This is a genomic window from Paenibacillus glycinis (assembly GCF_009909185.1).
Classification (GTDB): Bacteria; Bacillota; Bacilli; order Paenibacillales; family Paenibacillaceae; genus Paenibacillus_Z; species Paenibacillus_Z glycinis.
In genome coordinates this window covers 40,711-54,695 of sequence record NZ_JAAAMV010000011.1, presented here as the reverse complement: position 1 = coordinate 54,695, position 13,985 = coordinate 40,711, and the positions used below count along the sequence as shown (strand labels likewise).

The following is a 13,985-nucleotide window of genomic DNA, read 5'->3' as shown; positions in this document are numbered from 1 at the left end:
TTAGTGTAAACACTCCCGCCGAATTCATGCATGGAAGCCACCTAGCATCCTGCCGGGACGATATACCGGAAATTCTCGACCGCCGCATCCCGCGGAAAGTCGGCCGCGCGGCGCAAATGATCGTAGAAGCTGCAGGGGAATTTGAACGCATGACCGAAATCCCAATCGTCGGCCGCATGGTCCTCGGTCCAGTACGCTTCCTCCGTCGGCAGCCAGTCCGAGCGCGGCGCGAGGCGAAGCGGCAGGCGGTCCACCGGGGAGACGAGCTGCACGTCGCCGTCCATGTCCAGTTCGCGGCTCGCACGCAGCACCTTGACCATCGCCAGCAGCTGAGGCAGGCCGGCCCGGAACAGATCGCCGTAACCGCAATCATGCAGCAGGTTGAGCGCATGCGAGAACGTCAGCGTATGGCCGATCAAATCATGATGCGCTTCCGCCCGGTAGATGCGCTTGAATACGGCGAGCTCCGTCAACACGAGCCCCGAAAGCTGCGTCGGACTGCCGATTCCCTCCGTCTCGGAATCCGCTTCCCGCGCCAGTCGCTTCACCTCGGACACCCGAAAGCCGATCCAGGACCGACCGGGAATCGTGCCTTTGAACGACCGGACCAATGCCGCGATGCCGCCAACATCGTCCGCCGTCCCCCAAGTCCCGAGCTCGCGCAGCGCGGCAATGGCAAGCGCCGAGTAGATGAAGTTATGCCCGACCCAGTGAAGACCGTCCAGCGTACCGCCGAGCGCCTGCACGATCTCGCGCTCCGCGTCCCCGCGGGGCATCTCCCCGGCCGAACCCGTTATCGAGGCATGATCGTCCCCGCGCAGCGCATGCGCGGCGATCATCCTCTCCGTCTGGTTCGCGACGGCCGATTCCGCGGCGGCGGAAAGCCCATTATCGCGCCGGAACAGATAGCTCGCGATCGCGGCCGCGCCGTAATGCGCTTCCCAGATATCGCCCGTCCGCGCCTTGCAGGCGGCGATGATGCCAAGACCCGCCGACAAGTGGCGGGGATCCGGCTTCAACATCGGCTCTCCTCCTTTTCCTTGGATTCTCCAACTCCCTCTCGCTTCTCCGTCCAGCTTCCCGGTCTCTCGCGATCGCTGCCTGCTTACCCTTGAAGCCGCTCAATCAGCGCTTCCAAGCCGATGTCCGCCAATGACGAAAGCCGCAAATCCACGGCTTCGAACGCCAATTCGCGCGTGACGCCGTTTGGCACCGCGACGCAGTGGAGGCCGGCGGCTTTGGCCGCCTTCGCGCCGTTCGGCGAGTCCTCGAACGCGACCGCTTCCCGCGGCTCGATGCCGAAGGCTTGAATCACCTGCAGGTACAGCTCGGGGTCGGGCTTCACCAATTTGACGTCGTCGCTCACCCGGATGCACTCGAAGTACGGCAATAGGTTCAGCTTGGCCAGATGCCCCGTCACCCAAGCGCGGCTGGAGCTCGACGCCAGGCCGATGCGCAAGCCCAGCGTCCGGGCCGTCCGCAAATACGTCTCCACGCCCGGCCGGATCGTCTCCTCGGCCATCAGCCGCTCGAATTTGGCCTTGTGCAGCGCCCGCAGCTCCTCCCGGTCGACGGGCCTGCCCAGACACGACGCCAAATGATCGTACGGATCGAAGCCGCTGTTGTTGGTGCCGACGCACTGTCCCCAGATACCCAGCTCCAGCTCATACCCATGCTCGGCGAAGATTTCCCGGAATGCCGTATATTCGGGTACCTCTGTATCGTAGATCAAGCCGTCAAAATCGAAAATAATCGCTTTTATCAACGCTCGCTGCCTCCCGGAAATCGAATCTCGCTCCTTAACTACTTCTCGCTCCGGCTCCCCAACCCTTCCGAACGCCGCCCTGCCAAACGCGAAAACGGCAAACCCCGCAGGATCCGCCGTTCGCCTAAAGCCGTCCCCAAGTGCAGCGGTACCGGAGGATACGCGCATATAGCAGGCTGGCTTGTCCCGTCCCCGCTCGACTACGCACCGGTCGCCGTTCTCGTCTGAATCGTCACGATGATGCCGCCCCGATTATCGCCCGACACCATATAGGCGCCCGCCGCGGGTACGCGAATCGCCGTATCGCCCGCGGCCGAAGCCGCATAATACGTCACCTCGTACTCAACCCCGTCCATGGCGGTACTCATCGACTTGCGCTGCTTCAGCGCCTCCAGGTATTCTTCCAGCGTCCAGCCGTACCGGTGCATGAGCGCGCTGTGCGGCATGCCGACATAACGCAAATGCCACGGCTCGAACCGGATTCCCGTGACGGCGGTTTTCTCCTGGGGATAACGCAGGATGAATCCGTATTCCCAGGCATGCTTGCTCAGCCATCTTCCCTCCGGCGCCCGATTCATCTCCGCCGCGGCCGAGCCGACGTCGAAGGACAGCCCCAAGCTATGCTCGCCGAAGCCCGGCGGCAGCTCGTATAAAGACCCCTTCTCTTCGTAGAGCCGCGCCTGCTCCGCATCGTTCCGATAGCCGCTCATGATGAAGAAGCGATCGATTCCGTCCTCCCGCGCGGCGTCTGCCAGCAGCTGCCATTTATCCGCCGCCCGCTTCGACAGCGCTATCGCCGTATTCGCCAAGCCGTACCCGTTCCTCAGCTCCGGATGATCGAACAGACGGATGATATCGGTCTGCCTGCCGGCCTCGCGCACGGGATGCGCGCCGTCGATCAGCACCAGGTCCCCCCGGTACGGCTGATCCCGGCCCGCATGCACGGCATGCATCGCCGCCGGCGCGTTCGGCACCGGCACCGCAGCTTCGCGGCTCATCCACGCGTTCGCATGCCGACCGGCTTCCGCGACGATCAGCGCGAGCACGACGAGTCCCGCCAACCGCGCCTTCTTCATGCGCTCCATCCCCCCGCACCGCTTTGCTCTCAAGCGTAAGGCAAGGGGATAAAGAAGAACCGGCGAAATAGTAAACTTTTTCTTAAATCCCGGCCGAATCCGGCAAGAAGTCGCCCGGCACCGAAATGCGCCCGAAGCCAAGAATGTTGCCGCTCGCCCGAATCGATAAAGGCCCCCGATCGCGCCTTTCGGGGCGGAACGGAGGCCGATGAATATGAATGCAGAACTACCGGGCGTTACCGGGCAGAGGCTGCGGATTACTTATAATTGGACGCCATCGTTTCCAGATACTGCTCGATCGGAACCGATTTCCGAAGCGCCATCAAGCTATTCCCCGCCTCGCCGATGACGGTCCGGAATTGCTTGCTTTCCCCGGTCGCCTGCGCCGCGATGGCGTCCACGATCGTTTGCGGATCGTCGAGCTGGCTGGTATCCCGGCTTCCCATCAGCGCCGATAATTTGTTCATCAGATCGTCGTAGGCCGTAATGTTCTCGTCCTTGTTCCAGATGATGCTGTTCACGAAATTATTGCCCGCGGAGCCGCCTTGCTCGATGAGCCGAAGCTCGATGTTCAGCGGCTTGAGCTCGTAATAGAGTCCTTCGGTCAAGCCTTCCAAAGCAAACTTCGACATGTTATACAGCGAACCGAGCGGAACGGCCGTGGTGATGCCCATGAAGGAGCTGATGTTGATGAACATGCCGCCGCCTTCCGCTCTGAAATGAGGCAGGAATTTGCGGATCACGTTGATCGGACCGCGGGTATTCACGGCAAACTGCCAATCGATGGTATCCTCCTCGGCCAATTCCAGCGGTCCGTACGAGCCCATCCCCGCGTTGTTGACGACAACGTCGATTTTACCGAACGCCGCGATCGCATCGTCCACGGCCGTGGCGACCTCCGCCGGCTTCGTAACGTCCAGCTTGAAGATTTTAATGTTGTCGTAACCGGTAAGCTCCGTTTCTTTCTCCGGCGTGCGCATCGTCGCGGCTACGTTCCAGCCCAGCTTCGCGAAATGAATCGCCGTTAATTTTCCGAGTCCCGAGCTTGTGCCGGTAATAAAAATCGTCTTCGTTGCCATGATAGAAATCCCTCCAAAGTGTGGTGTAATGAGTTGTGCAATGGACGTTCTAACACCAACGTTCCGATTGAACGTTCATTCTGTAAATCGCAAATTTTCTATCCGGACAAGGGAACCAGCTTCATTCCTTGGTAGCTTGCCCATGCTTCACGACCGATACTCGCTATCTCGACCAACCTCAATCGAACGTTCGATCTAACTTTGGCAAAAGATTCGGGTCGAACCTACTCGTTCCAACCCTTTTCTTTGCTTACAGAGTTCCAACAGGCGAGAATCGCTTCGTCCTCAAGGTCCTCCGTCAGTTCCATGTAATGCTGCGCATGCCCCTTCAGTATATACACGATCGATCCGTAATGCATCTGCACCATGAATCGGGGCTCCATCCCGATGAACAAGCCCTGTTCGATCGCCTCTCCGTACAGCTTCGCGACCCGTCCGCACCAACCGCCTTTATAAGCCTCGAGCTTGGACTGTTCGTAGATATACGGCGAGAACGAATACTGCTCGATGAACCGAAATCCGTTGGGATACTTCTTGCCGAGCGCGATGACGTTCTTCCACGCCAGCCGAAAACGCGTCTGGATGCTGTCTCCTTCCCTCAAATCGCGGGTCACGAACTCCCCGTTGAACAGCACGATCGCTTTGTACAGCTCGTTGACGATATCTTCCTTGCTGCTGAAATAATGATAAATGTTGCCCGTCGACACGCCGGAGTTTTTGGCGATGAGCGACATGGACGCCGCCTGCAGCTCCTTGTCGACGATCAATTCCAGCGTCGTCTCCAATACGGCTTGCTGAACCTTATTGTACCGGTCGAACATGTGATTCTCGACCTCCTTTCCGCTGTGCCTTGTTTCGATCGAATGATCGTTCTAATCATAAAACAAAATGTTGTGCCCGTCAACCCGACCGCGAAAGCCGCATGTGCCAGCGGCGGGTTTACGCCTACGGGATTCGTCGCCAGGCGACGCCGGAACCGTACTTGACAGGTACGAGCGCGACCGCCCCTTCGCCGCCTTGATCGCTACCCTGGCCGACTTTTTGCCGACCGACGACGACGAACCCGGTCGGACCGTGCCGTGCCGGGTCGGGATTATTTCGCCGTATGGACGGAGTTTCTCGCCGAAGAAGATGCGAGCTCGCCGCTCCGCAGCGGCAGGCGCACCTCGAAGCAGGTCCGCACGACGTCGCTCTGCACCGCAATGGCGCCGCCGTGCTGCTCGACGATATTCCGGACGATGAACAGGCCGAGCCCGGTGCCGCCGCCCTGATGCGTCCGCGCCTTGTCGCCGGTGTAGAACATCTCGAACAAATGCGGCAGCTGCTCCTCCGGGATGGAATCGCCGTAGTTGGCGACCCGCACGACCGCTTCCTCGCCTTCCGCGCTGCAGTAGATATCGATGAAATGCCCGTCCCGCCCGTAGCGCACGGCATTGGTCAGCAGGTTCTCGAACACGCGGGCCAGCAGCTCGCCGTCCCCGAACAGATGCACCTGCGGCTCGACATGCAGGCGTACCGTCAGCTCGTTGTTCTCGAACAACGGGTACAATTCCTCGTGCAGCTGCACCAGCAGCTCGCTCAGGTCCAGATCCGCCGGATGGAGCGTCGCCATGCCGTAATTGACCCTCGTCACCTCGAACAGTTCGTCGATCAGCTTCTCGAGCCGCCGCGACTTCGTGAACGCGATGCGGGTATAGTGCTCGGCCTGTTCCTTGGACAAGCCCTCGTCCCGCAGGATAAAGTCCAAGTACCCCAGCACCGACGTGAGCGGCGTGCGCAGGTCATGGGCCAGATTCAGCACGAGCTGATGCTTGCTGTTCTCCTCGAAATCCCCCCGCTTCACCGCCTTCTGGAGGTTCTCCCCCGCCAGGTTGATGTCGTCGGCGATCTGCCCGAATTCGTCCTGCGAGCGAATGACGACGTTCCCGCTGAAGTCGCCGGCCGCCAGCCGGTGGATGCCCTTCGAGATATCGGAGAAGTACGCCGCGTACGGCTTGGTGAAGAGGTAGAAGAACAGGATCGTCAGCGGAATCATGAGCAGCATGGCGAATTTGAAATCGCCCACGCCGTTCGCGATGATATGCCGCAGCCGGAACAGCGGGTCGTCCGCGAAGCGCGCGTCGGCCATGTAGTAGGATTCCACGGCTTTGTACGCCAGGAAGATCGCAAGCCCGGAGAGCAGCATGCTGAGCCCGAGGAACAGGATCATCTTCAGCCTGAAGCTGATGGCCGGCCTAGCCATTGAACGTATACCCCACGCCCCACACCGTTTTGATCCATTTGTTCTTGTCGTCGCCGAGCTTCTTGCGCAGGGTGCGGATATGCACCATCACGGTGTTGCCGCTCTCGAAGTAGGCTTCGCCCCAGATGCTTTGAAACAGGTGCTCGGCGCTGAATACCTTCTTCGGGTGGCTGGCCAGCAGGTACAAGATGTCGAATTCCTTGGGCGTCAGCTCGACCGGGATGCCGAACTGCGTCACGCTGTGCCTGTCCGGATCGATCACGAGGCCGCCGGACTCCAGCACCGGCGCGGCGCTCGCCCCTCCCTGCTGATTGAATTGCAGCGCCCGCCGCAGCTGGGCGTTGACGCGGGCGACCAGCTCCATCGGATTGAACGGCTTGGTCATGTAATCGTCGGCGCCGATGACGAGCCCCGTGATTTTGTCGAGGTCGCTCGTCTTGGCGCTGAGGAAAATAATCGGCATGGCGGAATGCTCCCGGATCTGCCGGGTCACCTCGTAGCCGTCGAGCCCCGGCATCATGATATCGAGAATGGCCAGATCGACCGTTTGCGTCTGGACGGCCTGCATGGCTTCGAGGCCCGTCGCCGCCTTGATGCAGCGGTAGCCCTCCCTCGCCAGATGCAGCTCGACCAGGTCGGCGATCTCCGCCTCGTCGTCGGCGATCAGAATCGTCATGCGCTTCATCGTTCTCCAGCTCCCGATCGGGGCAAGGCCAGGCTTGCCCGTTTTTCTTTATTTTACCCCATGAAGGCCGGTTTACGGAAATCGGACCTTGGTCCGGCCGGGACTTTTTTGGGCGCCTGCGCCTCCGGACCCGATATCGCGCGCACCGATCTTTATCGCCCTTGCGCATATGCTATAATACGACCGATAACGACGGCAAAATTCGCCGCAGGAAGGAGCAACCCGAGGAATGAAGCGCCGCCTCTTCACGCGCAAGCCGCCCGCGTCCAAGTCCTTGCGACGCAGTCTGGTGATTTATCTGGTGATCGGCAGCCTCCTGCCGCTCGCGCTCGTTGGCGTCATGACGTACTACTCCATCTACTCCATTCTCACGAACAAGATCCAAAGCGGCATCATCGCCAGCCTCGACCAGGAAGCGGCCAGCCTGGAGAACACGATCAACAATCTCGATTTCGCCTCCAAGCAGTTCGCGCTCGACGGGCAGATCGTCGACGAGGTCGGCAGCTACCTGCGCGAGACGCAGGTGTACAAGAAGTCGCAGCTCATGGACAGCATCAACAAGAAAATCAACCTGGTCAATTTCACGAACCCCATTCTCGGGGTGACGGCTTATATCGAGCCCGGCCTGGAGGATCCGGTCCTGTTCACGAACTTCAGCTTGAGCCCGGACTTCGACGCGGACAAGCTGCCGCGCTTCATGAGCTATAACGGCGGAGCGTACTTCGGTCCGCACAAGACGATGAACGGCTCCAGCTCCAACATCGTCTTCTCGTCGCTGCGCGTGGTGCGCCTGCCCGAGGCCCAGAACGTGTACATCTACCTGGAGACGAACTACAACCTGTTCGCCAAGATCCTGAACGAACGCGCCTATGGCATGAAGGTATCCCATCTGCTGATCAACGAAGATGGCGCCGTCACGTACGTGGAAAACAAGGACATGCCCCGCGAGGCCGCGAACGTCGATTGGCGCAGCGACGCCCAGCTGCACGAGGTGAGCGGCGGCTATCATTTCTTCCGGTACAAGAGCCCGCAGGGCTGGCAGCTGGTCACGGCCGTCAAGCAGACCACCTTCAACAGCGAGATCTATACCTGGCTGCTCCGGCTGTTCTTCGTCGCGCTCGCGACGCTCGTGTTCTCCGTCCTGCTCGCCCTGTTCATCTGGAAGCAGGTGTACCGGCCGCTGCGCAAGGTGAATTCCGAGATCGTCCGGATGGCCGAGAACATCGAATCGCCGGTTGCCTATACGCGCGTCGAGGAGTTCGACCTGCTGCTGGGCAACTTCCAAGACATGAAGACGAAGATCAACGGCCTGCTGAACGAGGTCGAGCATAACGAGCAGCAGAAGAGCCGGCTCGAGATCGAGAAGCTGCTCAGCCAGATCAACCCCCATTTCCTGCACAATACCTTGAACACCGTCCAATGGCTCGCCCGGATGAACGGGCAGAAGGAAATCGACAAGCTCGTGACGCTGCTGGTCAAAGTCCTGCAGTACAATCTCGGGAAGAAAAGCATTATCGTGACGATTCAGGACGAAATCGACGCCTTGCAGAATTACATGGAGCTGCAGCGAATCCGCTACGACTATGAGTTCGACTACGTGGTCGACGTCGACGAGTCGGTCGTCGGCGCCGCGATTCCGCGGTTCCTGCTCCAGCCGCTCGTGGAGAACGCGATCTATCACGGCACGGGCGAACGCCACGGCAGGGTCGTGATCACGATTCGGCCCTTGCCGGGCGACGCGATCTCCCTGGAGGTCGCCGACAACGGGGACGGCATCGATCCCGAGACCGCGCACCGTCTGCTGAACGAGGATCCCGCCGGCGCGAGGCGCGGGCTCGGCATCGGGCTGTCGTACGTGAACCGGCTGCTGAAGCAGTTTTTCGGGGAGCAAATGCGGATCGCCATTGCCGGCACCCCCCATGTCGGCACGACGATCACGATTACGATTCCGCATAAAACGAAGGAGGACTTCGATGATTAAGGCAATGGTCGTGGATGACGAAAAGCTCGTGCGCAAAGGCTTCATTTCGATGATCGACTGGGCGGCCTACGGGATCGTGATTACCTCGGAGGCCGCGGACGGCAAGACGGCCATGGAGCAGCTGGCCGGCCAGGAGGTGGATCTGCTGTTCACGGACATCACCATGCCGGGCATGGACGGCTTCGAGCTGCTCGGCCACGTCCGCAAGCGGTTCCCCCGGATGAAATCCGTCGTGCTCACCTGCCACCACGAATTCGATTACGTGCAGGAAGCGCTGCGGCTGGGCGCGATCGATTACATCGTGAAGACGCTGCTCGACATGGAGAGCGTCGACGACGTCATGAACCGGATCGTCGACCGGATCCGGTGGGAAGAGAGCAGCCGCGCGGCCTACTCGCCCGGCTCGGGCACGGAGCAGGAGCGGGTCTCGGCCGGCACCGCCATCGTCTTCTTCCCGTACGACCCCGAACAGGACCCTTCCGAGCTGTTCCGGCTGCCGTTCGCCCAGCGCCACCCGATCATGGACCTGGGCGGCATCCGGATGGCGCCGCTTCCCAGCCTCGGCTGGTCGCCCGAGCTCCGGCGCGAGCTCGAAGGGCTGCATGCCGGCAAATGGCGGACCGCCTTGATCGCCGGCCTGCAGGATCAGCCCTTGGCCGAGGTGAAGCGCGCGCTCGCCGAACGGCTGGCGGGCCATCTATTCTACGCGCCCGAGCCGCCGGACGGCCAGCCGGTATCGATTCCATACGAGGCGCTCGGCGCCGGGCGGCCGAACGCGGACGCGGAGCTGGATGCGTTGTTCGACCGCTGGATGTCCCTGAAGTGGGCGCTCGGCGCGGGCGAATGGGATGCTTTCGCGCGGACGATAGCCGACCTGCGCCCGGCGCCCGGGCGGCTCGAACGCTTCGCCCTGGCGCTCGAGCGGGAGTGGACGGGCCTGCTGCTCGACGAAGAAGCGGTTCGCCGGCTGTACGGCGACCGCAGCCCTCGCCGCTCGTGGGCGCAGTGGCGGGACTGGTTCCGGCTGTTCTCCGACCTCGCGCAGCGCCGGATGCTCGAGCTCTCGCTTTCCCGGGAGGTCATGGCCAGCTTGATCCAAGCCATTCAATACATGCGCCAGCATGCGGGCGAGAAGATCAACCAATCCGACGTCGCCCTGCACATCAACATGAGCCGCAGTTATTTCAGCCAATGCTTCACGCGCTTCGCCGGACAGTCGTTCGGGGAGATGCTCCGCCGCCTGCGGATCGAGCGCGCCAAGACGCTGCTGCTGACATCCGACGCGCCCGTCTACGAGATCGCGTTCATGGCCGGCTTCGAGGACGACAAGTATTTCAGCCGCGTGTTCAAGGAGCGCGTGGGCCTCTTGCCGAGCGAGTTCCGCAGCGAAGGTGGGAAAACGGTCGGACGCCGGTAAGAAAACGGTTCGCCAACTGCGAACGTCCCCGCGGCATCTGCGGCCCGATTTCCCTCCGGGAAAACGGGTTCGCTCGGGTAGAATGAAAGCGTAAACACGAAGGAATCAAACAAACGGGGGGTTCTTTATGAAAGCGAAGCTTCTGCTGACGGCGCTAACGCTGTCCGTCGCCTTGACCGCATGCGGCGATAACGGCGGCAACGGGAATCAGTCTTCCGATTCGAATGCCGGCACCAGCAACGAACAGACATCGGGCGGCAACGCATCCGGAAATACGAAATCGGGCGATGACCTGGCTTACGAGAAAACGGCCGAGCCGGTCACGCTGAGCATCGGGTTCAAGATTCCCGACGACAAGCTGAAGAGCGGCGACACGAACGAGAACAACATCGCCTCGCGTTATTTCGAAGGCCTGACGAACATCAAGGTCGTCCACTCCTGGGAAGCCAAAGGCGACGACGCCTTCAAGCAAAAGGTCAACCTGGCGATCGCGAGCAACGACTTGCCGGACGCCATGGTCGTGGACCGCAACCAGCTCCGCAAGCTGATCGACAACGACATGATCGAGGATCTGTCGGACAGCTACGAGAAATACGGCTCCAAGCTGATCAAGGACATCTACGACACCACCGACGGCATGGCGCTCGCGGACGCGACCTCGGACGGCAAGCTCTACGGCCTGCCTAACGTGGGGATCGAGGCGGATGCGCCGTCGCTCCTGTGGATCCGCCAGGATTGGCTGGACAAGCTGAAGCTGCCGGCTCCGAAAACGATGGACGACCTGGAGAAAATCGCCAAGGCCTTCGTCGAGCAGGATCCCGACGGCAACGGCAAGGCGGATACGGTCGGACTCGAGGGCGACAAAGCGGTCGTCTACGGCCAGAAGCCGAACCCGAACGGCTTCGACGCGATCTTCGGCGCATTCCACGCCTTCCCGAAAAACTGGATCAAGGACGCGAGCGGCAACATCGTTTACGGTTCGACGACGCCGGAGAACAAAGAGGCGCTCGCCAAGCTCGCCGAATGGTACAAAAACGGCCTGATCGATAAACAATTCGCGCTCTACAAGGAAACGCAGGAGCCGATCGTGGCGAATAAAACCGGCCTGTTCTTCGGCCCCTGGTGGATGCCGTACTTCCCGCTGGCCGATTCGGTCACGAACGACACCAAGGCCGATTGGAAAGCCTACGCGGCGCCGCTCGACGCGGACGGCAAGTTCGTCACGCACATGGCGCCGGTCACGGACCGCTACATCGTCGTGCGCAAGGGCTACGACCATCCGGAAGCGGCCGTGAAAATGCTGAACGTCTTCACCCGCTACGAGCGGAGACAGGATCCGAACACCGAGGAAGTGAAGAAGCTGGACGATTATGCCGCCGAGACCGGCGTCCATATCCGCAACTTCTATCCGTTCGACCTGCTGCTCGACTACTCGGACGCCGTCGTCAAACGCTACAACGACGTGCAAAAGGCGATCAAGGGCGAGATCGATCCCGCGACGTTCGATCCCGATACCAAGCAGGTCTATGACTTCACGCTCGCCGAGAAGGAAAATCCGAAGAAGAACATGGACGCCTGGAAGCCGGCCAAGGCGTACGAGGTCGGCGGCGCGATCCTGGCCAATCAGCCGATGGAGAAGGTCTACAGCGTGTTCTACGGCATGACGCGCACCATGGAAACCAAATGGGCCACGCTCGAGAAATTGGAGATCGAAACGTTCCTGAAAATCATCGTCGGCGATCTGCCGGTCAGCGCCTTCGACGATTTCGTGGCGCAATGGAAGAAGCTCGGCGGCGACCAGATCACGAAGGAAGTCACCGAGGCCGTGAACGGCAAGTAAGCCCCTTCTGCAGCAGCGGGCTTCCGGATTTTCGCTCCGGGAGCCCTTCTTTACAAAAATTCAAGAAAAAGCGGTGAGAACCGATGCGCAGGAAAAAGAACGACCTTCACTACAACGTAATGGTTCTGCCGGGCATCGCCTTTCTGGCCTTGTTCAGCATCGTACCGATGTTCTACGCCATCATGGCTTTCCAGAACTTCAAGCCGGGACGCGGCATCTCGGGCTCGGAATGGATCGGCCTCGAGAACTTCACCTACCTGTTCCAACTGCCCGACAGCCGGCAGATCTTCTTCAACACCATCTTCCTCGCGGTCTTGAAAATCATCGCGAACCTGATCGTTCCGCTGTTGTTCGCCCTGCTCCTGAATGAAGTCCGGGTACGCTTCCTGCGGAAATGGATCCAAACCATCGTCTATCTGCCGCACTTTCTCTCGTGGGTGCTGCTTGCGACTATATTCTTCGACGTCTTCTCGCTCGACGGCATCGTGAACAAGCTGTTCGGCGTGTTCGGCATCGATCCCGTGCTGTTCTACGCCAGCAACAAGTGGTTCCCGGCGATCATCGTCGGCACGGACGTCTGGAAGGAATTCGGCTTCAACGCGATCGTCTACCTGGCCGCGCTCACCGGGATCAATCCGGTGCTGTACGAGGCGGCGGACATCGACGGCGCCAGCCGCTTCCGCCAGCTGTGGCACGTGACGCTTCCGGGCGTGCGGACGACGGTCGTCCTGCTCGGCACCTTGGCGCTCGGCAACGTGATGAACGCGAATTTCGACCAAATCTTCAACATGTACAACCCGCTCGTGTACCAATCCGCCGACATCATCGATACCTACGTCTACCGCGTCGGCTTGAACGACCTGCAGTACAGCCTGGCGACCGCGGTCGGCCTGTTCAAGTCGGTAATCAGCTTCATCCTCGTCGTCGTGTCCTACGTGCTGGCGAGCCGCTTCGCGAACTATCGCATCTTCTAACTCGAATGGGGTGATTACCAATGGTGGGAAGGGCCAATCTATCGAACCGGGTGCTGGATACGACGATCCTGATCGCGCTGATCGTCTTCTCGCTCGCCTGCCTCGTCCCGATCTTGCATACCGTCGCCGTCTCCTTCTCCGATAAGGCCGCGGCCGACGCCGGACGGGTACTGCTCACGCCGATCAACGCCACGACGGCCAGCTATACCAAAGTGCTCGACGACAGCCAATTCTTCCATGCGTTCTACATTTCGATCAAACGGGTCGTGCTCGGCGGCCTGCTGAACTTCGTGCTCACGGTCATGATGGCCTACGCGCTGTCGAAGGACAGCAAGCAGTTCGGAATGCGCAACGTCTACATGTGGTTTCTCGTGTTCACCATGCTGTTCAGCGGCGGCATCGTGCCGTGGTTCATGACGATCAAGTCGTACGGCCTGCTCGATTCGATGTGGGCGCTGGTCCTCCCGCACGCCGTGCAGGTGTTCAACGTCATCCTGCTCATGAACTTCTTCCGCAATTTGCCCAAGGAGCTGTCGGAAGCGGCCGAGATCGACGGCGCCGGCCCCTGGTACATCATGGCCCGCCTGTTCGTGCCGCTGTCGCTGCCGGCCATCGCCACCGTCACGCTGTTCAGCATCGTGTTCCACTGGAACTCGTTCTTCGACGGCCTGATCCTGATGAACACGCAGGACCATTATCCGCTGCAAACGTACATTCAGACGCTGGTCGCCCAGCTCAGCGCGCAAGCGATGACCGGCATGTCGCCGGATCAGCTGGCCGAGGCGATGGCGGTATCGAACCGGACGTTCAACGCCGCGAAAATCATCATCTCGATGATTCCGATCCTGCTCATTTACCCGTTCATCCAACGTTTCTTCGTTCACGGCATCACGCTCGGTTCGGTGAAAGAATAGACCGTTCCCGCA

General features: G+C 60.5%; 12 protein-coding genes. 5 read left to right on the top strand and 7 right to left on the bottom strand.

What is annotated here, in order from left to right:
• Window positions 1-41: 41 nt before the first annotated feature.
• The 7 genes from GT019_RS15225 to GT019_RS15195 form a co-directional block, all read right to left on the bottom strand.
• Window positions 42-1,022: a hypothetical protein gene (locus tag GT019_RS15225; RefSeq protein ID WP_161744049.1), complete on the bottom strand. Its 981-nt coding sequence runs from the start codon at window positions 1,020-1,022 to the stop codon at window positions 42-44.
• 83 nt (window positions 1,023-1,105) lie between these two features.
• Window positions 1,106-1,765 (bottom strand): HAD family hydrolase, encoded by a 660-nt coding sequence (locus GT019_RS15220; RefSeq protein WP_161744048.1) that lies wholly within the window; start codon window positions 1,763-1,765, stop codon window positions 1,106-1,108.
• A 200-nt stretch (window positions 1,766-1,965) separates the two neighbouring features.
• The gene (locus tag GT019_RS15215; RefSeq protein ID WP_161744047.1) at window positions 1,966-2,841 is read right to left on the bottom strand and encodes a M15 family metallopeptidase; all 876 of its coding nucleotides are present in this window, start codon (window positions 2,839-2,841) and stop codon (window positions 1,966-1,968) included.
• A 257-nt stretch (window positions 2,842-3,098) separates the two neighbouring features.
• Entirely contained in the window at window positions 3,099-3,920 is an 822-nt protein-coding gene (locus GT019_RS15210; RefSeq protein ID WP_161744046.1) for an SDR family oxidoreductase, read from the bottom strand.
• A gap of 224 nt (window positions 3,921-4,144) precedes the next feature.
• A complete protein-coding gene (locus GT019_RS15205; protein WP_161744045.1) occupies window positions 4,145-4,741 on the bottom strand; it encodes a TetR/AcrR family transcriptional regulator in 597 nt (198 codons plus the stop codon).
• A 272-nt stretch (window positions 4,742-5,013) separates the two neighbouring features.
• Window positions 5,014-6,162: a sensor histidine kinase gene (locus GT019_RS15200; protein WP_161744044.1), complete on the bottom strand. Its 1,149-nt coding sequence runs from the start codon at window positions 6,160-6,162 to the stop codon at window positions 5,014-5,016.
• Entirely contained in the window at window positions 6,155-6,847 is a 693-nt protein-coding gene (locus GT019_RS15195; protein ID WP_161744043.1) for a response regulator transcription factor, read from the bottom strand. The genes GT019_RS15200 and GT019_RS15195 overlap by 8 nt, the downstream gene beginning before the upstream one ends.
• Before the next feature lie 229 nt (window positions 6,848-7,076).
• On the opposite strand from GT019_RS15195, the gene GT019_RS15190 reads away from it, so the two are divergent.
• The 5 genes from GT019_RS15190 to GT019_RS15170 all read left to right on the top strand — a co-directional run bounded on the left by GT019_RS15190 (window position 7,077) and on the right by GT019_RS15170 (window position 13,973).
• Window positions 7,077-8,828 carry a sensor histidine kinase gene (locus GT019_RS15190; RefSeq protein WP_161744042.1) on the top strand — a complete coding sequence of 584 codons (1,752 nt, stop codon included), beginning with the start codon at window positions 7,077-7,079 and terminating at the stop codon, window positions 8,826-8,828.
• Window positions 8,821-10,245, top strand: coding sequence for a response regulator (locus tag GT019_RS15185; RefSeq protein WP_161744041.1), 1,425 nt, complete (start codon window positions 8,821-8,823; stop codon window positions 10,243-10,245). Before GT019_RS15190 ends, GT019_RS15185 begins: the two co-directional genes overlap by 8 nt.
• A gap of 127 nt (window positions 10,246-10,372) precedes the next feature.
• A complete protein-coding gene (locus GT019_RS15180; RefSeq protein ID WP_161744040.1) occupies window positions 10,373-12,085 on the top strand; it encodes an extracellular solute-binding protein in 1,713 nt (570 codons plus the stop codon).
• Between the two features lie 83 nt (window positions 12,086-12,168).
• A complete protein-coding gene (locus GT019_RS15175; protein ID WP_161744039.1) occupies window positions 12,169-13,059 on the top strand; it encodes an ABC transporter permease in 891 nt (296 codons plus the stop codon).
• Window positions 13,060-13,079: 20 nt separating this feature from the next.
• Window positions 13,080-13,973: a carbohydrate ABC transporter permease gene (locus GT019_RS15170; protein WP_161744038.1), complete on the top strand. Its 894-nt coding sequence runs from the start codon at window positions 13,080-13,082 to the stop codon at window positions 13,971-13,973.
• The last annotated feature ends 12 nt before the right edge of the window (window positions 13,974-13,985 follow it).